Source organism: Gordonia amicalis NBRC 100051 = JCM 11271 (genome assembly GCF_000332995.1).
Lineage (GTDB): Bacteria > Actinomycetota > Actinomycetes > Mycobacteriales > Mycobacteriaceae > Gordonia > Gordonia amicalis.
This window is the reverse complement of sequence record NZ_BANS01000017.1, coordinates 87,018-107,297: the sequence shown is the minus strand read 5'-3', so window position 1 is coordinate 107,297 and position 20,280 is coordinate 87,018. Positions and strand designations below refer to the sequence as shown.

Here is a 20,280-nt window from a genome sequence, read left to right as displayed (position 1 = left end):
GTACCGGGACCGGTTCCGCGACGCGCCGACGGTACTCTGGGATGTCGCGACAACCAACGGCGAGGACAAGACCAACAGTGCAGACGCATGACATCCGGAAGCGTTTTCTGGACCACTTCATCAAGGCCGGCCACACCGAGGTGCCCAGCGCCTCGCTGTTGCTCGACGACCCCAACCTGTTGTTCGTCAACGCCGGCATGGTTCCGTTCAAGCCGTACTTCCTGGGCGAGCAGACCCCGCCGTACTCCCGCGCGACCAGCGTCCAGAAGTGTGTCCGCACCCTCGACATCGACGAGGTCGGCATCACCACCCGCCACAACACCTTCTTCCAGATGGCGGGCAACTTCGCCTTCGGTGACTACTTCAAGCGCGAGGCCATCAACTTCGCGTGGACCCTGCTGACCAACAGCGTGGAAGACGGCGGCTACGGCATCGATCCGCAGAAGCTGTGGCCCACCGTCTATCTCGACGACGACGAGGCCGAGGCCATCTGGCGCGACGAGATCGGCGTGCCCGCCGAGCGGATCCAGCGTCGCGGCCTGAAGGACAACTACTGGTCGATGGGCGTGCCCGGTCCGTGCGGTCCGTGTTCGGAGATCTTCTACGACCGCGGCCCCGAATACGGCGTCGAAGGCGGCCCGGAGGCCGACGAGGACCGCTACATCGAGATCTGGAATCTCGTGTTCATGCAGAACGTCCGTGGTCCGGGTGGTGGCAAGGACAATTACGAGATCCTCGGGCCCCTGCCCAAGAAGAACATCGACACCGGCATGGGCGTCGAGCGCGTCGCCTGCATCCTGCAGGGCGTCGACAACGTCTATGAGACCGACCTGCTCAAGCCGATCATCGATCTGGCCGCCGAACTCACCGGCCGCGCCTACGGCGCCGGCTCGCATGCCGACGATGTGCGCTTCCGCGTGATCGCCGACCACGCCCGCACCTCGGCGATGCTGATCGGTGACGGAGTGCTGCCCGGCAACGACGGCCGCGGCTACGTGCTGCGTCGCCTGCTGCGCCGCGTCGTGCGGTCGATGCGTCTGCTGGGAGCCGGGGACAACCAGGCCACCATGGGCGCGATCATCGGCAAGGTCATCGACCTGATGGCCCCGTCGTATCCGGAACTCGAGACCGAGCGCACCCATATCGTGGACGTCGCGGTGGGCGAGGAGACCTCCTTCGCCAAGACGCTGGCCGCCGGTTCCAAGCTGTTCGCCGACGCGGCGACCGCCACCAGGAAGTCTTCGAGCACCACCATCACCGGCGCCGACGCGTTCACCCTGCACGACACGTACGGCTTCCCGATCGACCTCACGCTCGAGATGGCCGCCGAGGCCGGGCTGTCGGTGGACCAGGAGGGCTTCACCGCCCTGATGGCCGAGCAGAAGCAGCGCGCCAAGGCCGATGCCACGGCGCGCAAGACCGGGCACGCCGACCTGAGCGTGTACCGCGACTTCCTCGACCGCGGACCCACCGAGTTCACCGGCTTCGACGAACTCGTCTCCGAGGCGCGCGTCCTCGGACTCGTCGCCGACGGCGCACGTGTGCCCGTGGCGACCGCCGGGCAGGAACTCACCCTCGTGCTCGACCGCACCCCGCTCTATGCCGAGTCGGGTGGCCAGATGGCCGACGTCGGCACCATCACCACCGGTTCCGGTGTGCGCCTCTCGGTCACCGACGTGCAGAAGGTCGGAAAGTCGGTGTGGCTGCACAAGGTTCGGGTGGACGAGGGCGAGATCGAGGAGGGCGACGAGGTCCTCGCCGCCGTCGACACCGCGTGGCGCCACGGAGCGACGCAGGGCCACTCGGGCACGCACATGGTGCACGCCGCCCTGCGCGAGGTGCTCGGACCCGGTGCGACGCAGGCCGGTTCGCTGAACCGCCCGGGCTACCTGCGTTTCGACTTCAACGCCCGCGGCCCGGTGACCGAGTCCCAGCGTCGGGAGATCGAGGAGATCGCCAACGCGGCCGTCGAGGCCAACTATCAGGTCAACACTTTCGAGACCGGACTCACCGAGGCCAAGGCGATGGGCGCGCTGGCGCTCTTCGGCGAGAACTACGGCGATGTCGTCCGCGTCGTCGAGATCGGCGGCCCGTTCTCGATGGAGCTGTGCGGTGGCACGCATGTCGTGTCGTCGTCGCAGATCGGTCCGATCACGCTGATCGGTGAGTCCTCCGTCGGTTCCGGGGTGCGCCGTGTCGAGGCTTACGTCGGCATGGACTCGTTCCGTTTCCTGTCGAAGGAGCGAGCGCTGCTCGCCGGGCTGTCGTCGTCGCTGAAGGTGCCGTCCGAGCAGGTGCCCGGCCGCGTCGAGCAGCTCGTCACCAAGCTGCGCGACGCCGAGAAGGAACTCGCACGGGTGCGTGCCGAACAGGCTCAGGCGGCCGTTTCCGGTCTCCTCGACACCGCGACCACCATCGGCTCCACGCTCGTCGTCGAGGGCCGGGTCCCCGGGCTCGACGCCAACGGACTGCGTTCGGTCGTCACCGACCTGCGTGGCCGGGTCGCCGACCGCCAGGCCGTGATCGCCATCTTCTCGCCGAACGGTGAGGGACCGGATGCCAAGGTGCCGTTCGTGATCGCCACGACCGCCGCGGCCCGCGACGCAGGTATCAAGGCCGGCGACCTCGTCAAGGAGGTGGCGCCGCTCGTCGGTGGCCGTGGAGGTGGCAAGCCCGACCTCGCCCAGGGATCGGGAACCGAACCCGGCGGTGTCGATGCCGCCCTGTCGCGTATCCGCGAGTTCGTCGGCTGATGCCTTCAGATCAGGGCCCGTCGCCCCGACGCGGTCGCCGGCTCGGCATCGACGTCGGGAGTGTCCGGATCGGTGTCTCGGTGTGCGACCCCGACGGCATCCTCGCCACACCGGTCGAGACGGTCCGCCGAACCCCTTCGGCCGCAACCGATCTCGACCGGATCGTGGACCTGGTGAACGAGTACGAGGCGATCGGCGTCGTCATCGGGCTGCCGAAGACGCTGAAGAACACGACCGGGGTGGCCGCGGAGACCGCGCGCGCCTTCGGGGACCGGCTCGCCGAGCGCATCGCGCCGGCCGAAGTGCATTGGCAGGATGAACGTTTCACCACCGTGACCGCGCAGCAGGCGCTGCACGCGAGCGGCCGGTCGGTGAAGTCGTCACGAGGGGTCATCGATCAGGCGGCCGCGGTCGCTATCCTTCAGGGATGGCTGGATGCGCGACGGTGAGTCCGATGGTCCCTCGACAGAGTCGGGAGGGGAACCGGCGGTGACCGAAGAACGGCGTCGTACGCGACACCGGGACAACCATGGCGGTCGTGCCGAGGGCATGGATCCGGAACGTCTGCGGTATTTCACGCAGCCGGCCGAGGGATCGCCCAACACACGGCATCGTCATCGGCGTACGGGACAGCTCGGCCAGCCCGGTGACCTCGCGAACCCGCCTCAGGGTGGCACGGCCGGTCAGGTCGGCGCCCCCCGGCGTGCGACGCCCGTCCGGATCCCGCCGGGCGGACAGCCCCCGCGGCCTCCGCGTGCCCAGGCGGCACCTCCGCCGCCGGTCGCTCCGCGCCGGCCCGCGCCGCCGCCCCCTCCGCCCACGCCCTCTCACGAGGCGGCCGACGCCGAGCCCGAGCTGCGGCAGGCCGAACCCCAGCTGCCGCAGGCCGAACCCGAGTACCTCGAACCACGCTACGACGAGCGCGAGTTCAGCGACGTCGACAATCAGGAGTCCGCGTACCCCGACTCCGCGTACACCGACCCCGCGTACACCGACCCCGCGTACACCGAACCCGTGCCGGACGGCCGGCGCGGACACGGCGGTCGCGACGAGGAGGACTGGTGGCCGGGCGCCGACGACGTCGAGCCGGCACCGGCATCACGGCGCCCGCGACGACGCTCCCGCGCGAACCAGAAGAAACGCCGGGTGATTCTGGCGCTCGCTGTCGTGTTCATGCTCGCGCTCGTCGGCGGTGTCGGATACTACGGTCTGCGTGCAACCGGGGTTCTGGAGTCGCGTAAGGACTACACCACCACGGCGGGCGCCGGCGACGTGATCGTCGACATCCCCGAGAACTCGACCCTCGCCGACTTCGGGCGCATCCTGGTCGACGCCGATGTCGTCGGCAGTGTGCGTGCCTTCATCGACGCCGCGGACGGTCAGCCGATGTCGGGTGGGCTCTACAAGATGAGGACCCAGATCCCGGCGTCGACCGCCGTGGAGATGCTCACCGACGACAGCGCCCAGCACCGCGTCGGGCGCGTGGTGATCCCGCCGGGTCTCCAGCTCGATTCCAAGACCGGCATCGACGGCAAGATCACGCCGGGCATTTTCCAGATGATCCAGGACGCCACGTCGACCGAGGTCAACGGCCAGCCCGAGGGCGTCACCGTGGCCCAGCTCGAGGAGGCGGCCGCGAAGGCGACCCCCGAAGAGCTCGGGGTGCCCGAGTGGGCGAAGGAGAACGTGGCGTCGATGACCGGGGACCACCGCCGCATCGAGGGCCTCATCGCGCCGACCACCTGGGAACGGGTCGAACCCGATCACACCGCCGTGCAGATTCTCAACGAGATGATCTCCCAGAGCGCGGTGATGTTCGACCAGTGGGGCCTGGTGGACAACAACAAGTCCGGACTGGCGCCGTACGAGACGCTGATCGCCGCGTCGATCGTCGAACGCGAGGTGCGCCACGTCGAGGACGCCCCCAAGGTCGCCCGCGTCATCCGCAACCGTCTCGACGAGGATCAGCGGCTGGAGATGGACTCGACGCAGAACTACACCGCCGCCGTCACCAACATCGACGTGCACGGTGAGGCCTACAAGGCCGACAACGAGTGGAACACCTACCGCTACAAGGGTCTTCCGCCGACCCCGATCGCGGCCGTCGGTGTCCCGGCACTCGAGGCGATGCTCGACCCGGCACCGGGATCGTGGCTGTACTTCGTGACCGTCGACACGGCGGGAACCACGTTGTTCGCGAACACCTTCGAAGAACACAAGCGCAATCGCCTCGTCGCCTGTGAGAACAAGCTGGTGTCGACGGGATGCCGGTGATCCGTTCGCCGTACGGGGATAACCGCCGGGCGGCGGTGCTCGGTTCGCCGATCGGCCATTCGCGGTCACCGGCGGTGCATCTCGCCGCCTATCACGCCCTCGGACTCGACGGCTGGTCCTACGACCGGATCGAGTGCACGGCCGACGAGCTGCCCGGGATCGTGTCGGGTGCGGCACCCGAGTTCATCGGGTTCTCGGTGACGATGCCGAACAAGCTGGCCGCGCTGGACTTCGCGACCGAGCGGACCGAACGTGCTGCGCTGGTCGGATCGGCGAACACTCTGGTGCGCACCGATGACGGCTGGCGGGCCGACTGTACCGACATCGACGGCATGACGGGCGCGCTGGCGGCACTGGGCGTCGACGCCGACATCGCCGCGGGGGCCGCCCCCGATGCGGTCGTGGTCGGCGCCGGCGGCACGGCGCTGCCGACCGTCGTGGCGCTCGCCGAGGTCGGCGTCTCGACGATTTCGATCGTGGCGCGCGACGCCGGACGTGCCGCGGCGGTCCTCGACCTGTGCGACCGCCTGGGCATCGCCGGTGAGGTCATCGCCTTCGAGGCCGGCGTCGCACTCGAACATCGCTGTCGCGACGCCTCCGTCGTGGTGTCGACGGTGCCCGCGCCGGCCGCCGAGATCCTCGCCCCGGCCGTCGCCCACGCGGGCAAGGTCGTGGACGTGATCTACGACCCCTGGCCGACGCCGCTGGCGCAGGCCGTCGAGGCGGCTGGTGGTGCCGTCGTCGGGGGACTGGTCATGCTGCTGAACCAGGCGTTCCGTCAGGTCGAGCTGTTCACCGGGTTGCCGGCACCTCGCGAGGCGATGACGAAGGTGCTCATCCCCAACGCGTGAGGCTGTGGAGCCCTCGCTCGCCGGCACCCACCGGGGGCGCGATGCTCGGCGCATGGTCGAGCTCTCGATTTCGGTGTGGCTGCTCACGATCGCCGTCACCGACGCGCGAACCCGGCGCATCCCCAACGTGATGGTCTGGCCCGGACTCTGGGCGGTGGCGCTCAGCGCGGTCGCGCAGCCGTCCGTCGGACTCGCCGCCGCGGTGGCCGCGACGCCGTATCTGCTGACCTTCGCCGCCGGGTGGTGCGGCGGCGGTGACGTGAAGCTGGCCTTCGCCTGCGGCGGTCTCACGCTGTCCTGGGACACCGCGCTGGTCATGGTGGCTCTCGCCGCACTGCTCTCCCTGGTCGCGGTCCCGGTCGCGACGATGGTAGAGGCATCGCCGACGGCGCGGTCGCGAGGCCGGGCGCACGCACCGGCGCTCGTCGGCGCGTTGATCGTCGTGTCCGATCTGCTCTGACGACGCCCGCCCCACGACCGCTGTCGGCCACTCGTGGGGCACATGGAACAATTGATCACTGTGCTGCGCTGGATAACTGCCGGAGAATCCCACGGACCCGCCTTGGTCGCCCTCGTCGAGGGCATGGTCGCCGGGGTCGAGGTGACCTCGTCGGACATCGCCGAACAGCTTGCCCGCCGTCGCCTCGGTTACGGCCGGGGCGCGCGGATGAAGTTCGAGGCCGACAAGGTCACCGTGCTCGGTGGCGTGCGCCACGGGCGCACGATGGGCAGCCCGGTGGCCATCGAGATCGGCAACACCGAGTGGCCCAAGTGGGAGACCGTGATGGCGGCCGACCCGGTCGATCCCGCCGAACTCGAGGGCAGCGCCCGGAACGCGCCGCTGACCCGTCCGCGCCCCGGGCACGCCGACTACTCGGGCATGCTCAAATACGGCTTCGACGACGCCCGTCCGGTCCTCGAACGTGCCAGCGCCCGGGAGACCGCTGCCCGCGTGGCCGCGGGCACCGTCGCCCGCAACTTCCTCCGCCAGGTCCTCGGCATCGAGGTCGTCTCCCACGTCATCTCGATCGGCGCGAGCGATCCCTATGTCGGTCCGCCGCCGCGCTTCAGCGACCTCGAGGCCATCGACGCCAGCCCGGTCCGCGCGTTCGACGCCGCCGCCGAGAAGTCGATGATCGACGAGATCGAGGCCGCCAAGAAGGACGGCGACACCCTCGGCGGTGTCGTCGAGATCGTCGCCACCGGCGTGCCGGTCGGACTGGGTTCGCACGTCAGCGGAGAGACCCGGCTCGACGCGCGCCTGGCGGCCGCTCTCATGGGCATCCAGGCCATCAAGGGAGTTGAGGTCGGCGACGGCTTCACGACCGCCCGCCGCCGCGGCAGCGAGGCCCACGACGAGATGGTGCCCGGACCCGACGGCGTGCTGCGGTCGACCAACCGCGCGGGCGGCCTCGAGGGCGGCATGACCAACGGCGAGGACCTGCGCGTCCGGATCGCGATGAAGCCGATCTCGACGGTGCCGCGCGCGCTGTCGACGATCGACATGGAGACGGGGGAGACCGCCAGCGCGATCCACCAGCGTTCGGACGTGTGCGCGGTGCCCGCGGCCGGTGTGGTCGCCGAGGCGATGGTGGCGCTCGTCGTCGCCCAGGCGGCACTGGACAAGTTCGGCGGCGACTCGGTCGCCGAGACCTCCACGAACCTCGGCGCCTACCTGACAGCCGTCCACGCGCGCCCGCCGCGCCCATGACGCAGACGCCGACCCCCACGCGGCCGACCACGGGGCGCCGCCCCGCCGCAGTGCTGATCGGCTTCATGGGTGCGGGCAAGTCGACTGTCGGGCGTCTGCTCGCCGACCGGCTCGGGGTCGACTTCGTCGACACCGACATCGAGCTGGTCCGGCGTACCGGGCGCAGCATCCCCGAGATCTTCTCCCCCGACGGCGTCGACGGGTTCCGCACGATCGAGGAGAACGTCGTCACCGACGTCCTCGACAACCACAGTGGGGTGGTGTCGCTCGGTGGAGGTGCGGTGACCACCGCCGGAGTGCGGGATGCACTGACCGGTCACCGTGTGGTCTACCTGCGGGTCAGCGCCGAACGCGGCTACGAGCGGGTCTCCGGCACCGACCGGCCGCTGCTCGACACCGAGGACCCGGCCGCCCGCTATGCCGAACTTCTCGCCGAGCGCACCGACACCTATTCGTCGGTGTGCTCCTTCGAGGTGGACGCCGACGCCGCTCCCGACGCCGTCGCCGACGCCATCGTCACCGAACTCGCCCGCGAACTGATGTGAGGACAGACCCATGACCGACACCGAACCCGTTGCGATCCGCGTCGATGCCGGCGCGCCCTATGACGTGACGATCGGCCGCGGGCTGCTCGGCGAGGTCGCCGCGGCCGCGGCCGGCGCCGACCGCATCGCGATCCTGTACCAGCCCCCGCTCAACAAGACCGCCGAGCAGATCCGGGAATTCTTGGCGGACAAGGGCTTCGACGCGCACCGCATCGAGATCCCGGACGCCGAGGCGGGCAAGGACCTGTCGGTGGCCGCGTTCTGCTGGGAGGTCTTCGGCCGGATCGGTCTCAAGCGCAACGACAAGGTCATCAGCCTCGGCGGCGGTGCCGCCACCGACCTCTCCGGGTTCGTCGCCGCCACCTGGATGCGCGGCATCGGGGTCATCCACGTCCCGACCACGCTGCTGGCGATGGTCGACGCCGCGGTGGGCGGCAAGACCGGCATCAACACCGAGGCGGGCAAGAACCTCGTCGGGTCGTTCCACGAGCCCGACGCGGTCCTGATCGACATCGGCACGCTCGAGACGGTGCCGCGCAACGAGATCGTGGCCGGGCTCGCGGAGGTCATCAAGACCGGTTTCATCGCCGACCCGACCATCCTCGACATCATCGAGGCCGATCCGGAGGCCGCCCTCGACCCGACCGGGCCGGTGCTCCCGGATCTCATCCGCCGGTCGGTGCAGGTGAAGGCCGACGTCGTCTCGGCCGACCTGAAGGAGTCCTCGCTGCGCGAGATCCTCAACTACGGCCACACCCTGGGCCACGCGATCGAGCGACGCGAGCGCTACCGCTGGCGTCACGGTGCCGCGGTGTCGGTGGGCCTGGTGTTCGCCGCCGAACTGGCGCGCCTGGCCGGGCGTCTCGACGACGCGACCGCCGACCGTCACCGGTCGGTGCTCGAACTCGTGGGCCTGCCGACCTCCTACGACCCGGACGCCTTCGCCGACCTGCTCGAGGGCATGGCGGGGGACAAGAAGAACCGTTCGGGTGTGCTGCGCTTCGTCGTGCTCGACGGACTGGCGAAGCCGGGCCGGCTCGAAGGACCCGATCCCGGCCTCCTCGCCGCCGCCTACTCCGCGGTGGCCGGCGGGGCGGGCAAGAACACCTCGGTCCTCCTCTAGTCCGACTCCACCAACCGACAGACGAACGAACCCACCGCCTCGAAGCGGTGGGTTCGTTGCTGTCGGAGAGGGGCGAACCGGTTACCGGGCCGCGTCGGCGTGCCGGTCCTCGTGGACCGACCAGTCGTCTTCGGCGCCGTTGTTCTGCTCGCGGCGGATCAACCAGCGGCCGATGGCGGCACCGACGAACGCGGGGACGAACACGAGCAGAGCGGTGAACGAGGCACCCGCGATCAGCTCGACGAACAGGCCGGCCTGGCCGATCCCGGCGAGGACCGTGTTGCCGATGATCCACGAGATCAGCCCGGCGGCGACCCCGGCCAGGACACCGGCCTTCAGCCAGCGCACGGTGAGGTCCCCGTAGTCGTCCGGATCGGGATTGGCGCGCGCATCGCGAATACCGTCGAAACCACCCCAGACCAGCGCTACCAGGACGACCGCCGCGATGGCGACGGTGCGCCACACGGTCGAGTTCAGCGGGGCCTCGACCACTGCCACACCGAGCAGGATTCGGGCGAGGACGTGAACAGCGGTCATCGCCAGACCGCGCACCAACCACGAAGACATGCGCGTCATACTACGCATCCGTGCCGTGGTTGCGGACACACCTGGTCGATGTGGCCGGCTCCGCGTGCCGGGTTCGCACAGTCGGACGTCCCGCCGTAGCGTTGCTCGGGTGCCGATCATCCACGACACCGCCGGCCGACGAGACCGGCTGCGGAACCAGCTACGCGACCACTCGGGTGCCGACGCGCAGGTCGCGGCGTTCGTCGTCTCCGACCTCGTCAACGTCCGGTACCTGACCGGCTTCACGGGTTCCAACGCGGCAGTCCTCATCGACGTGTCCGACCCCGCGGGGGACCGGATCGCCACCGACGGCCGCTACCTCACCCAGGTCGCCGCGCAGGTCCCCGATGTCGAGCCCGTCATCGAACGCGCCTGCGTCCCGGCCCTGGTTGCGCACGCGCGGACCGCGGGTGCCGCCCGTATCGGCTTCGAGGCCGATGCCGAGACCGTCGCCGGGCACCGTGCGCTGACCGCGTCGATCGAGGATTCCGGGGTCGAACTGGTCGGTCTCACCGGCGTCGTGCAGGGTCTGCGGGCCGTCAAGGATGCGGGGGAGATCGCGTTGTTGCGCGCTGCCTGCGCGATCGGCGATGCCGCTCTGGCCCGGATCATCGCCGACGGTGTCCTGCGCGCCGGAACCACCGAACGCGAAGCCGCCCGCGCCCTGGAGTTCGAGATGTATCGCCTCGGCGCCGACGGCATCGCCTTCGAGACGATCGTCGCCGCCGGGCCGCACTCGGCGATTCCGCACCACCGGCCCACGCACACCGCGCTGGCCGACGGCGACCTCGTCAAGATCGACTTCGGCGCCGTCGTCGGCGGCTACCACTCCGACATGACGCGAACCTTCGTGCTGCACCGCGCCGCGGACTGGCAGCGCGACATCTACGACCTCGTCGCCACCGCGCAGGCCGCCGGACGGACCGCTCTCGCCCCGGGCATGGAGCTGCGGGACGTGGACGCCGCGGCGCGAGCCGTCATCGACGACGCCGGGCACGGCGACCACTACGTGCACGGACTCGGCCACGGCGTGGGCCTCGAGATCCACGAAGCGCCGGGAATCGGCAAACTCTCGACGGGTACACTGCCATGCGGTGCTGCGGTCACCGTGGAGCCCGGTGTGTACCTACCCGGATGGGGTGGGGTCAGGATCGAGGACTCCCTGGTCGTCACACAAGGCGACCCGGAACTGTTGACCACCACCGACAAGACATTCACCGTCATCTGACTGCAAGGGAAGAAACACCACATGGCGACCACCGCCGATTTCAAGAACGGCCTCGTGCTGCGCATGGACGACCAGCTCTGGCAGATCCAGGAGTTCCAGCACGTCAAGCCGGGCAAGGGTCCCGCATTCGTGCGCACCAAGATCAAGAACGTGATGAGCGGCAAGACCGTCGACAAGACCTTCAACGCCGGCGTCAAGGTCGAGACCGCCACTGTCGACCGTCGGGACATGACCTTCCTGTACAACGACGGCACCGACTACGTCTTCATGGACGCGCAGGACTACGAGCAGTTCGCCCTGCCGCCGGCCGTGGTCGGCGACGGCGCGCGCTTCCTGCTCGAGAACATGACCGTGCAGGTCTCGCTCAACGAGGGCACCCCGCTGTTCGTCGAACTCCCGGTCACCGTCGAGCTCATCGTCGCCCAGACCGACCCGGGTCTGCAGGGTGACCGCTCCACCGGCGGCACCAAACCCGCCACGCTGGAGACCGGCGCCGAGATCCAGGTGCCGCTGTTCATCAACACCGGCGACAAGCTGAAGGTCGATTCGCGCGACGGCAGCTACCTCGGCCGCGTCAACTCCTGACCTGTGAAACAACCCGGAACCCGACACAAGGCGCGGCGGCGCGCGGTGGACCTGCTCTTCGAGGCCGAGGCCAAGAAGGTCAGTCCCAGCCAGCTCGTCGCCGAACGCCGAGAGTACGTCCGCAGCGACGAGAGCGTCGGCTCGATCCACGACTACACCGCCACGGTGATCCAGGGTCTGGCCGACGATCAGGACCAGATCGATGCGGTCATCTCCTCCCATCTGCGCGAGTGGACGCTGGAGCGTCTGCCCGCGGTCGACCGCGCCATCATGCGCCTGGCGACCTGGGAGCTGTTCAACTCGCTCGACGTCGACCCCATCGTGGTGGTCGACGAGGCGGTGGAGCTCGCCAAGGAGCTGTCCACCGATGATTCGCCGGCCTTCGTCAACGGAGTGCTCGCCAAGATCGCCGAGCTCGCGCCGCAGGTCCGTGCCGCCGCGTCCGCCGAGCCGAGCGGTCCGGCCGCCGGCGATTCCGCCGCGGACTGAAACGGCAACCGTCCCTGTGGCGCAGGTCGCGGGAATTCGTCTGTCTCGCGACGCGGTGTAAAGTGTCGCGAGACAGACATCCTTTAACGATCCGTCCTGCGAGGCGGAGAAGGAGGTCGGCTTTGGCCAGCCCCGCTCCCAGGGTGCTGCTCGATGCCGCTGACGTGTCGCGCACGATTGCTCGTGTCGCACACCAGGTGATCGAGAAGACAGCTCTGGACTCGCCCGTCGCCCCGCGCGTCGTTCTCATCGGAATTCCCACTCGCGGAACATCTCTCGCGACTCGTCTGGGTTCCAAGATCGGCGAGTTCGCCGGTGTCGAGGTGCCGGTGGGCTACCTCGACATCACTCTCTACCGCGACGATCTGCGCGGCAAGCCCCATCGCCCGCTCGAACGGACGATGGTCCCCGCCGGCGGCGTCGACGGCGCGATCGTGATCCTCGTCGACGACGTGCTCTACTCCGGGCGCACGGTCCGCGCCGCCCTGGACGCGCTGCGCGATCTCGGACGCCCCGCTGCGGTCCAGCTCGCGGTGCTGGTGGACCGCGGCCACCGCGAATTGCCGCTGCGCGCCGACTATGTCGGCAAGAACATCCCGACCGCTCGCGACGAGCAGGTGTCGGTGCATCTCACCGAACACGACGGAGTCGACGAGGTCGTCCTCAGCTCGGCTTCGAACGCCGTTGCCGCCGAGGGCGATTCGTGATGCGGCATCTGCTCTCCACGCAGGACCTGAACCGCGACGAGGCCACTGCGCTCCTCGACGACGCCGAGCGTTTCGAACAGGCCCTCACCGGTCGTGAGGTCCGCAAGCTCCCGACGCTCCGTGGCCGGACCGTCATGACGGTCTTCTACGAGAACTCCACCCGCACCCGCGTCTCCTTCGAGGTCGCCGGCAAGTGGATGAGCGCTGATGTCATCAACGTCAGCGCCTCGAGTTCGTCGGTGGGCAAAGGCGAATCGCTGCGCGACACGGTCAAGACCCTGCACGCGGCCGGTGCCGACGCCTTGATCGTGCGCCACCCCGCGTCGGGCGCGCCGGCCCAGATCGCCGACTGGACAACCGATTCGAACGGTGAGGGTCCGGCGATCATCAACGCCGGAGACGGCACCCACGAACATCCCACGCAGGCCCTGCTCGACGCGCTCACGCTGCGCCAGCGGCTCGGCTCGCTGGAGGGACGTCGCATCGCGATCGTCGGCGACGTCGTGCACTCACGGGTCGCGCGGTCCAACGCGCACCTGCTGTCGACCCTCGGCGCCGAGGTCGTCCTCGTCGCCCCGCCGACCCTGCTCCCGGCGGGAGTGGGCGAGTGGCCGGTCACCGTCTCGGGCAACCTCGACGCCGAACTGCCCGCCGTCGACGCGGTGATGATGCTGCGCGTCCAGGCCGAGCGGATGAACGGCGGATACTTCCCGAGTCCCCGTGAGTACTCGGTCCGCTTCGGTCTCAGCGACCGCCGCCTGGCGATGCTCGCCGACGATGCGGTGGTCCTGCATCCGGGTCCGATGCTGCGCGGTATGGAGATCGGCTGGTCGGTCGCCGACTCGCCGAAGGCCACCGTCCTCGAGCAGGTCCGCAACGGCGTCCACGTACGCATGGCGGTCCTCTTCCGGCTGCTCGTCGGGTCCGACTCCGCGGGAGCCCACCTGTGACCACCACCCCCAGCACGTCAGGAGTTCGCCCGTGACCGCCCCGGCAACCGGAACCGTCCTCATCGCCGAGGTCCGTCCCTACGGCGAGGGCGAGCCGATCGATGTCCTCGTCTTCGACGGCGTGATCACCGAGATCGGCGCGGGCCTGTCCGCACCCGAAGGTGCCGAGCGCATCGAGGGCAGGGGCGGTGTGCTGCTGCCCGGTTTCGTCGACCTCCACACCCATCTGCGTGAACCCGGCCGCGAGGACACCGAGACCATTCGGTCCGGCTCCGAGGCCGCCGCCCTGGGTGGTTACACCGCAGTGTTCGCGATGGCCAACACCAGCCCGGTCGCCGACAACTCGACCGTCACCGACAACGTGTGGCGCTCCGGCCGCGAGGTCGGGCTCGTCGACGTGTACCCGGTGGGTGCGGTCACCGTCGGGCTCGAGGGCGAACAGCTCGCCGAGATGGGCATGATGAACGCCGGCGCCGCGGGCGTCCGGATGTTCAGCGACGACGGCAAATGCGTCCACGACCCGCTCCTCATGCGTCGCGCCCTGGAATACGCGACCGGACTGGGCGTGCTCATCGCCCAGCACGCCGAGGAGCCGCGCCTGACCGTCGGCGCCGTCGCCAACGAGGGCGCCACCGCGTCCCGGCTCGGACTGGCCGGCTGGCCGCGTGCCGCCGAGGAGTCGATCGTCATCCGCGACGCGCTTCTCGCCCGCGACGCCGGAGCACGCATCCACATCTGCCACGCCTCGACCGAGGGCACCGTCGAGCTGCTGCGCTGGGCCAAGGACCAGGGGATCGCGATCACCGCCGAGGTGACCCCGCACCACCTGCTCCTCGACGACTCGCGTCTCGAAACGTACGACCCGATCAACAAGGTCAACCCGCCGCTGCGGGAGGTCCGTGACAAGGAAGCCCTGCGCCAGGCCCTCGCTGATGGGATCGTCGACTGTGTGGCCACCGACCACGCGCCGCACGCCGCGCAGGAGAAGTGCTGCGAGTTCGCCCAGGCCAAGCCGGGCATGCTCGGGCTGCAGACCGCGCTCCCGATCGTCGTCGAGACCCTGCTGAAGACCGGTCTGCTCGATTGGCGAGGCGTCGCGCGGGTGATGAGCGAACGGCCGGCGCAGATCGTCGAACTGACCGACCAGGGCCGCCCGATCGAGGTCGGCGAACCCGCCAACCTCGCCGTCGTCGACCCGGACACCTCCTGGGTGGTCCGCGGAGACGAGCTGGCCAGCCTGTCGCGCAACACTCCGTACGAGGAGATGACGATGCCGGCGACCATCACCGCCACCGTCCTGCGCGGGGTGGTCACCACCCGCGAGGGTCGGGTGACCCGATGAACATCCGTCGCGGCCTCATCCCCGGCATCCTCGTGCTCGTCGTGGTCGCCTCGGTGATCGGCACCGTGCTCGGCTACGGGCGAGTGGTGTTCAACGCATGGTTCATCGGCGTGTGCGCGCTCATCGCCCTCGGCCTGCTGTCGATGTTCTACCTGCTGATCACCGGCAACAAGAAGAAGCATGCGGCACAGGCCGAGCTCATCGGCGAACTGCCCTCCACCCCGGCCGACCTCGGGGCGGAGCAGCGCGGCCCCGACACCGGCCTCTACCTCGGTTCCACGATGGCGCCGAGTTGGCAGAACCGCGTGGTCGTCGGTGACATCTCCGACCGCGCGTCGGCGACGATCGCCGAGTTCGCAGCGGGCGTCCTCATCTCCCGCCAGGGTGCGAGCAACATCTGGATTCCGCGAGAGGCGATCACCGCGGTACGCACCGAACGCGGCATCGCGGGCAAGGTGATGAGTGCCGACGGTGTCCTGGTGATCCGATGGGTCCTGCCCAGCGGCACCGAGATCGACACGGGACTCCGCGCCGACGACAAATCGATCTACCCCGGCTGGGTGAACGCCTTTGCCGGACAGCATGACAGTGGACAGGGGACACAGGAATGAACACAGCGGTCTTGGTGCTGGAGAACGGCCAGGTGTTCACCGGCCGGAGCTTCGGCGCAGTGGGCGAGACCCTCGGTGAAGCGGTGTTCTGCACCGCGATGACCGGCTACCAGGAAACCCTGACCGACCCGAGTTACCACCGGCAGATCGTCGTGGCCACCGCGCCGCAGATCGGCAACACCGGCTGGAACACCGAGGACGGCGAGAGCACCGGCAGCGCGGGCAGCACCGGGGTCGACGGCGACTCCGGAAAGATCTGGGTTGCCGGATATGCGGTGCGAAACCCCACCCGACGAGTCTCGAACTGGCGCGCGACCACCTCGCTCGAGGACGAACTCGTCAAGCAGGGGATCGTCGGCATCGGCGGGATCGACACCCGCACCGTGGTCCGTATCCTCCGCGACCACGGCTCGATGAAGGCCGGCATCTTCTCCGGACCGGCGCTCGCCGACACCGACGAACTCGTCGGTCGGGTGCGCAACCAGCCGGACATGAAGGGCGCCAGGCTCGCCGACGAGGTCACCACGTCCGACGGGTATGTCGTCGAGCCCCTCGAGGCGCACCGCTTCACCGTCGCCGCCATCGACCTCGGGATCAAGACCAACACCCCGCGGATGTTCGCCGAGCGGGGCGTCCGTACGCATGTGCTGCCGGCGACCGTCGCGCTCGACGCGATCGCCGACCTCCGGCCCGACGGCGTGTTCCTGTCCAACGGTCCGGGCGACCCGGCAACCGCCGACGACATCGTCGAGCTCACGCGTGGTGTCCTCGGGCAGGACCTGCCGCTGTTCGGCATCTGCTTCGGCAACCAGATCCTGGGCCGGGCCCTCGGCCGGTCCACCTACAAGATGAAGTTCGGGCACCGGGGCATCAACATCCCGGTTGTCGACCACGCCACCGGCAAGGTCTCGATCACCTCGCAGAACCACGGCTTCGCGCTCGAGGGTGAGGCGGGGGAGGAGTTCGACTCCGACTTCGGCCGCGCGCGGGTCAGTCACGTCTGCGCCAACGACGGCACCGTGGAGGGCGTCGAGCTGCTCTCCGGCCGCGCCTTCTCCGTGCAGTACCACCCGGAGGCGGCCGCCGGCCCCCACGACGCCGCGTATCTGTTCGACAAATTCGTCACCCTGCTCGAGGGTGACCGTGCGTCCCGGAAGACCAAGAATCAAGGAGCGAGTGCCTGATGCCGCGCCGCGAAGACATCAACCACGTCCTGGTCATCGGCTCGGGGCCGATCGTCATCGGTCAGGCTTGTGAATTCGACTACTCGGGCACCCAGGCCTGCCGCGTCCTCAAGGCCGAAGGCCTGCGTGTCAGCCTGGTGAACTCCAACCCGGCGACGATCATGACCGACCCCGAGTTCGCCGATGCCACCTACATCGAGCCGATCACCGCCGAGTTCGTCGAGAAGGTGATCGAGGCCGAGCGCGACGCCGGACATCCCATCGACGCCGTGCTCGCCACCCTCGGCGGGCAGACCGCGTTGAACACCGCGGTCGCGCTGCACGACCGCGGGTCGCTGGAGAAGTACGGCATCGAGCTGATCGGTGCCGACTTCGACGCCATCCAGCGCGGTGAGGACCGCCAGATGTTCAAGGACATCGTGGAGAAGGTCGGCGGCGAGAGCGCGCGCTCCCGCGTCTGCCACACGATGGACGAGGTCCGCGAGACCGTCGCCGAACTCGGCTTCCCGGTCGTCGTGCGTCCGTCGTTCACCATGGGCGGCCTCGGCTCGGGCATGGCCTACGACGACAACGATCTGGAGCGGATCGCCGGCGGCGGTCTCGCCGCGTCGCCGACCGCCAACGTCCTCATCGAGGAGTCGATCCTCGGCTGGAAGGAGTACGAGCTCGAACTGATGCGCGACAACCGCGACAACGTCGTGGTCGTCTGCTCCATCGAGAACCTCGACCCGGTCGGTGTGCACACCGGCGACTCGGTGACCGTCGCCCCGGCGATGACCCTCACCGACCGCGAGTACCAGATCATGCGTGACCTCTCCATCGACATCCTGCGCGAGGTCGGCGTCGACACCGGCGGCTGCAACATCCAGTTCGCCCAGGACCCGCGCGACGGACGCCTCGTCGTGATCGAGATGAACCCGCGTGTGTCGCGGTCGTCGGCACTGGCGTCGAAGGCGACCGGCTTCCCGATCGCCAAGATCGCCGCGAAGCTGGCCATCGGCTACAGCCTCGACGAGATCGTCAACGACATCACCAAGGAGACCCCGGCCTGTTTCGAGCCCACGCTCGACTACGTCGTGGTCAAGGCGCCGCGATTCGCGTTCGAGAAGTTCCCGGGCGCCGACGACACGCTGACCACCACGATGAAGTCGGTGGGCGAGGCGATGAGCCTCGGCCGCAGCTTCGCCGAGGCGCTCGGCAAGGTCATGCGTTCGCTGGAGACCAAGGCCGGCGGCTTCTGGGCGGAGGCCAACCGGCCCGACCCGAAGACCGTCGATCTGCCCGCGCTGCTCGAGGAGATCAAGACGCCGAAGGACGGGCGTCTCTACAAGCTGATGCTGGCCTTCGAGGCCGGCGCCACGATCGAGGACCTGCACGAGGCCACCGCCATCGATCCGTGGTTCCTGGCCGAGATCGGCGGGATCGCCGCGCTGGGAGCGGAGATCCGCGACGCCGACATCCTCGACGAGGCCTTGCTGCGCGAGGCGAAGTCGACCGGCTTCTCCGACCGTCAGATCGCCGCTCTCCGTTCGGATTTCGAGGACGAGGCCGCGGTGCGGGCGCATCGCCTGTTGCTCGGTGTGCGCCCGGTCTACAAGACCGTGGACACCTGTGCGGCCGAGTTCGAGGCGAAGACGCCCTACCACTACTCGACCTATGAGCTCGATCCCGCGGCCACCAGCGAGATCGCGCCGCAGCCGGATCGTCCCAAGGTGCTGATCCTCGGTTCGGGCCCGAACCGCATCGGACAGGGCATCGAATTCGACTACTCGTGTGTCCACGCCGCACTCACGCTGAGCGAGGCCGGCTACGAGACCGTGATGGTCAACTGCAACCCGGAGACGGTCTCGACCGACTACGACACCGCCGACCGCCTGTACTTCGAGCCGCTGACCTTCGAGGACGTGCTCGAGGTCTACCACGCCGAATCCCAGTCGGGCACCGTCGCCGGGGTCATCGTGCAGCTCGGTGGCCAGACTCCGCTGGGTCTCGCCCGTCGCCTCGAGGAGGCGGGTGTCCCGATCGTCGGGACCAGCCCGGCCGCCATCGACCTCGCCGAGGATCGCGGCGAGTTCGGCAAGGTCCTCGCCGAGGCCGGTCTGCCGGCCCCGGCGTTCGGCACCGCGACGAGCTTCGCCGAGGCCCGTGACACCGCCGCTCGCATCGGCTATCCGGTGCTGGTGCGTCCGTCCTACGTCCTGGGCGGCCGCGGCATGGAGATCGTCTACGACGAGAAGTCCCTGGAGGACTACATCTCCCGCGCCACGGAACTGACCCCCGACCATCCGGTGCTGGTCGACCGGTTCCTCGAGGATGCGGTGGAGATCGACGTCGACGCCCTGTGCGACGGCGAGGAGGTCTTCATCGGCGGCGTGATGGAGCACATCGAAGAGGCCGGTATCCACTCCGGTGACTCGGCGTGTGCGCTGCCGCCGGTCACCCTCGGCCGCGCCGACCTGGCGATGGTCCGCACCTCCACCGAGGCACTCGCCAGGGGTATCGGGGTGAAGGGTCTGCTCAACGTCCAGTACGCGCTCAAGGACGACATCCTCTATGTCCTGGAGGCGAATCCGCGCGCGAGCCGCACGGTGCCGTTCGTGTCGAAGGCGACCGCGGTGCCGCTGGCCAAGGCGTGTGCCCGCGTCATGCTCGGGTCGTCGATCGCCGACCTGCGCAAGCAGGGCATCCTGCCGGAGGCCGGCGACGGTGGCGAGACCCCGGCGACCGCGCCGATCTCGGTGAAGGAAGCGGTCCTGCCGTTCAACCGGTTCCGTCGCCACGACGGCAGCGGGGTCGACAACCTGCTGAGCCCGGAGATGAAGTCCACCGGCGAGGTGATGGGCATCGACGCCGACTTCGGTCGCGCGTTCGCCAAGTCGCAGACCGCCGCCTACGGGTCGCTGCCGACCAGCGGCAAGATCTTCGTGTCGGTGGCCAACAAGGACAAGCGGGCGCTGATCTTCCCGGTCAAGCACCTCGCCGACCTCGGCTTCGAGATCCTGGCCACCGAGGGAACCGCAGATGTGTTGCGCCGCAACGGAATCAAGTGTGAGACCGTCCTCAAGCACTTCGAGGCCACCGCGGGAGAGCGGACGGTTGTGGACATCATCCGGGCGGGCGAGGTCACGATGGTGATCAACACCCCGTTCGGCAACTCCGGCCCGCGCGTCGACGGCTACGAGATCCGCAGTGCCGCGGTGTCGGTGAACATCCCGTGCATCACCACGGTGCAGGGCGCCAGTGCAGCGGTGCAGGGCATCGAGGCCGCGATCAACGGCGATGTCCGGGTCCGCTCCATCCAGCGACGCCACGCGGACATGGCCGGCCTCTCATGACGGTGGCGTCCGCATGACGGTGGCG

Annotated in this window: 18 protein-coding genes; 17 read left to right on the top strand and 1 reads right to left on the bottom strand. The window is 69.1% G+C overall.

Annotated elements, in window-relative coordinates; translation table 11 throughout:
* The first annotated feature begins 77 nt into the window (after nucleotides 1-77).
* From alaS to aroB, 8 genes are read left to right on the top strand one after another with little or no spacing between them, the layout of a single operon-like run.
* Entirely contained in the window at nucleotides 78-2,753 is a 2,676-nt protein-coding gene (gene alaS / locus GOAMI_RS09730) for an alanine--tRNA ligase (protein WP_006436320.1), read from the top strand.
* Nucleotides 2,753-3,202: a Holliday junction resolvase RuvX gene (gene ruvX / locus GOAMI_RS09725; RefSeq protein WP_006436319.1), complete on the top strand. Its 450-nt coding sequence runs from the start codon at nucleotides 2,753-2,755 to the stop codon at nucleotides 3,200-3,202. The genes alaS and ruvX overlap by 1 nt, the downstream gene beginning before the upstream one ends.
* On the top strand, nucleotides 3,189-5,027 hold the full coding sequence (gene mltG / locus GOAMI_RS09720; RefSeq protein WP_006436318.1) for an endolytic transglycosylase MltG: 1,839 nt from the start codon (nucleotides 3,189-3,191) through the stop codon (nucleotides 5,025-5,027). The genes ruvX and mltG overlap by 14 nt, the downstream gene beginning before the upstream one ends.
* Entirely contained in the window at nucleotides 5,018-5,878 is an 861-nt protein-coding gene (locus tag GOAMI_RS09715; protein WP_051995396.1) for a shikimate dehydrogenase, read from the top strand. The genes mltG and GOAMI_RS09715 overlap by 10 nt, the downstream gene beginning before the upstream one ends.
* 52 nt (nucleotides 5,879-5,930) lie before the next feature.
* Nucleotides 5,931-6,338: an A24 family peptidase gene (locus GOAMI_RS09710; RefSeq protein WP_040004730.1), complete on the top strand. Its 408-nt coding sequence runs from the start codon at nucleotides 5,931-5,933 to the stop codon at nucleotides 6,336-6,338.
* Nucleotides 6,339-6,380: 42 nt separating this feature from the next.
* A complete protein-coding gene (gene aroC / locus GOAMI_RS09705) occupies nucleotides 6,381-7,589 on the top strand; it encodes a chorismate synthase (protein ID WP_040004723.1) in 1,209 nt (402 codons plus the stop codon).
* Nucleotides 7,586-8,134 carry a shikimate kinase gene (locus GOAMI_RS09700; RefSeq protein ID WP_006436314.1) on the top strand — a complete coding sequence of 183 codons (549 nt, stop codon included), beginning with the start codon at nucleotides 7,586-7,588 and terminating at the stop codon, nucleotides 8,132-8,134. Before aroC ends, GOAMI_RS09700 begins: the two co-directional genes overlap by 4 nt.
* A 10-nt stretch (nucleotides 8,135-8,144) precedes the next feature.
* Nucleotides 8,145-9,257 carry a 3-dehydroquinate synthase gene (gene aroB, locus GOAMI_RS09695; RefSeq protein ID WP_006436313.1) on the top strand — a complete coding sequence of 371 codons (1,113 nt, stop codon included), beginning with the start codon at nucleotides 8,145-8,147 and terminating at the stop codon, nucleotides 9,255-9,257.
* Nucleotides 9,258-9,338: 81 nt separating this feature from the next.
* Here aroB and GOAMI_RS09690 read toward each other — a convergent pair whose 3' ends face one another.
* A complete protein-coding gene (locus tag GOAMI_RS09690) occupies nucleotides 9,339-9,824 on the bottom strand; it encodes a B-4DMT family transporter (protein WP_040004729.1) in 486 nt (161 codons plus the stop codon).
* A 109-nt stretch (nucleotides 9,825-9,933) separates the two neighbouring features.
* On the opposite strand from GOAMI_RS09690, the gene GOAMI_RS09685 reads away from it, so the two are divergent.
* The 9 genes from GOAMI_RS09685 to carB all read left to right on the top strand — a co-directional run bounded on the left by GOAMI_RS09685 (nucleotide 9,934) and on the right by carB (nucleotide 20,255).
* Nucleotides 9,934-11,052 carry a M24 family metallopeptidase gene (locus GOAMI_RS09685; protein ID WP_006436311.1) on the top strand — a complete coding sequence of 373 codons (1,119 nt, stop codon included), beginning with the start codon at nucleotides 9,934-9,936 and terminating at the stop codon, nucleotides 11,050-11,052.
* A gap of 21 nt (nucleotides 11,053-11,073) precedes the next feature.
* Nucleotides 11,074-11,637 (top strand): elongation factor P, encoded by a 564-nt coding sequence (gene efp / locus GOAMI_RS09680; protein WP_006436310.1) that lies wholly within the window; start codon nucleotides 11,074-11,076, stop codon nucleotides 11,635-11,637.
* A 3-nt stretch (nucleotides 11,638-11,640) separates the two neighbouring features.
* The gene (gene nusB / locus GOAMI_RS09675; RefSeq protein WP_006436309.1) at nucleotides 11,641-12,126 is read left to right on the top strand and encodes a transcription antitermination factor NusB; all 486 of its coding nucleotides are present in this window, start codon (nucleotides 11,641-11,643) and stop codon (nucleotides 12,124-12,126) included.
* Between the two features lie 122 nt (nucleotides 12,127-12,248).
* Nucleotides 12,249-12,833, top strand: coding sequence for a bifunctional pyr operon transcriptional regulator/uracil phosphoribosyltransferase PyrR (pyrR, locus tag GOAMI_RS09670; protein ID WP_006436308.1), 585 nt, complete (start codon nucleotides 12,249-12,251; stop codon nucleotides 12,831-12,833).
* Nucleotides 12,833-13,783, top strand: a complete 951-nt coding sequence (locus GOAMI_RS09665) for an aspartate carbamoyltransferase catalytic subunit (RefSeq protein ID WP_006436307.1) — start codon at nucleotides 12,833-12,835, stop codon at nucleotides 13,781-13,783. The genes pyrR and GOAMI_RS09665 overlap by 1 nt, the downstream gene beginning before the upstream one ends.
* A gap of 31 nt (nucleotides 13,784-13,814) precedes the next feature.
* Nucleotides 13,815-15,125, top strand: coding sequence for a dihydroorotase (locus GOAMI_RS09660; RefSeq protein WP_006436306.1), 1,311 nt, complete (start codon nucleotides 13,815-13,817; stop codon nucleotides 15,123-15,125).
* Nucleotides 15,122-15,736 (top strand): PH-like domain-containing protein, encoded by a 615-nt coding sequence (locus GOAMI_RS09655; protein WP_040004722.1) that lies wholly within the window; start codon nucleotides 15,122-15,124, stop codon nucleotides 15,734-15,736. Before GOAMI_RS09660 ends, GOAMI_RS09655 begins: the two co-directional genes overlap by 4 nt.
* Nucleotides 15,733-16,920 carry a glutamine-hydrolyzing carbamoyl-phosphate synthase small subunit gene (gene carA, locus GOAMI_RS09650; RefSeq protein ID WP_024497138.1) on the top strand — a complete coding sequence of 396 codons (1,188 nt, stop codon included), beginning with the start codon at nucleotides 15,733-15,735 and terminating at the stop codon, nucleotides 16,918-16,920. The genes GOAMI_RS09655 and carA overlap by 4 nt, the downstream gene beginning before the upstream one ends.
* On the top strand, nucleotides 16,920-20,255 hold the full coding sequence (gene carB / locus GOAMI_RS09645; protein ID WP_006436303.1) for a carbamoyl-phosphate synthase large subunit: 3,336 nt from the start codon (nucleotides 16,920-16,922) through the stop codon (nucleotides 20,253-20,255). Before carA ends, carB begins: the two co-directional genes overlap by 1 nt.
* Nucleotides 20,256-20,280 lie beyond the last annotated feature (25 nt).

Excerpts from the sequence above, each read along its gene's own strand:
- aroB (WP_006436313.1), top strand. The coding sequence starts at position 8,145 with ATGACCGACACCGAACCCGTTGCGATCCGCGTCGATGCCGGCGCGCCC.
- GOAMI_RS09690 (WP_040004729.1), bottom strand. The coding sequence starts at position 9,824 with ATGTCTTCGTGGTTGGTGCGCGGTCTGGCGATGACCGCTGTTCACGTC.
- mltG (WP_006436318.1), top strand. The coding sequence starts at position 3,189 with ATGCGCGACGGTGAGTCCGATGGTCCCTCGACAGAGTCGGGAGGGGAA.
- GOAMI_RS09655 (WP_040004722.1), top strand. The coding sequence starts at position 15,122 with ATGAACATCCGTCGCGGCCTCATCCCCGGCATCCTCGTGCTCGTCGTG.
- efp (WP_006436310.1), top strand. The coding sequence starts at position 11,074 with ATGGCGACCACCGCCGATTTCAAGAACGGCCTCGTGCTGCGCATGGAC.
- GOAMI_RS09710 (WP_040004730.1), top strand. The coding sequence starts at position 5,931 with ATGGTCGAGCTCTCGATTTCGGTGTGGCTGCTCACGATCGCCGTCACC.
- GOAMI_RS09700 (WP_006436314.1), top strand. The coding sequence starts at position 7,586 with ATGACGCAGACGCCGACCCCCACGCGGCCGACCACGGGGCGCCGCCCC.
- carB (WP_006436303.1), top strand. The coding sequence starts at position 16,920 with ATGCCGCGCCGCGAAGACATCAACCACGTCCTGGTCATCGGCTCGGGG.
- aroC (WP_040004723.1), top strand. The coding sequence starts at position 6,381 with ATGGAACAATTGATCACTGTGCTGCGCTGGATAACTGCCGGAGAATCC.
- carA (WP_024497138.1), top strand. The coding sequence starts at position 15,733 with ATGAACACAGCGGTCTTGGTGCTGGAGAACGGCCAGGTGTTCACCGGC.
- GOAMI_RS09665 (WP_006436307.1), top strand. The coding sequence starts at position 12,833 with ATGCGGCATCTGCTCTCCACGCAGGACCTGAACCGCGACGAGGCCACT.
- GOAMI_RS09715 (WP_051995396.1), top strand. The coding sequence starts at position 5,018 with ATGCCGGTGATCCGTTCGCCGTACGGGGATAACCGCCGGGCGGCGGTG.
- ruvX (WP_006436319.1), top strand. The coding sequence starts at position 2,753 with ATGCCTTCAGATCAGGGCCCGTCGCCCCGACGCGGTCGCCGGCTCGGC.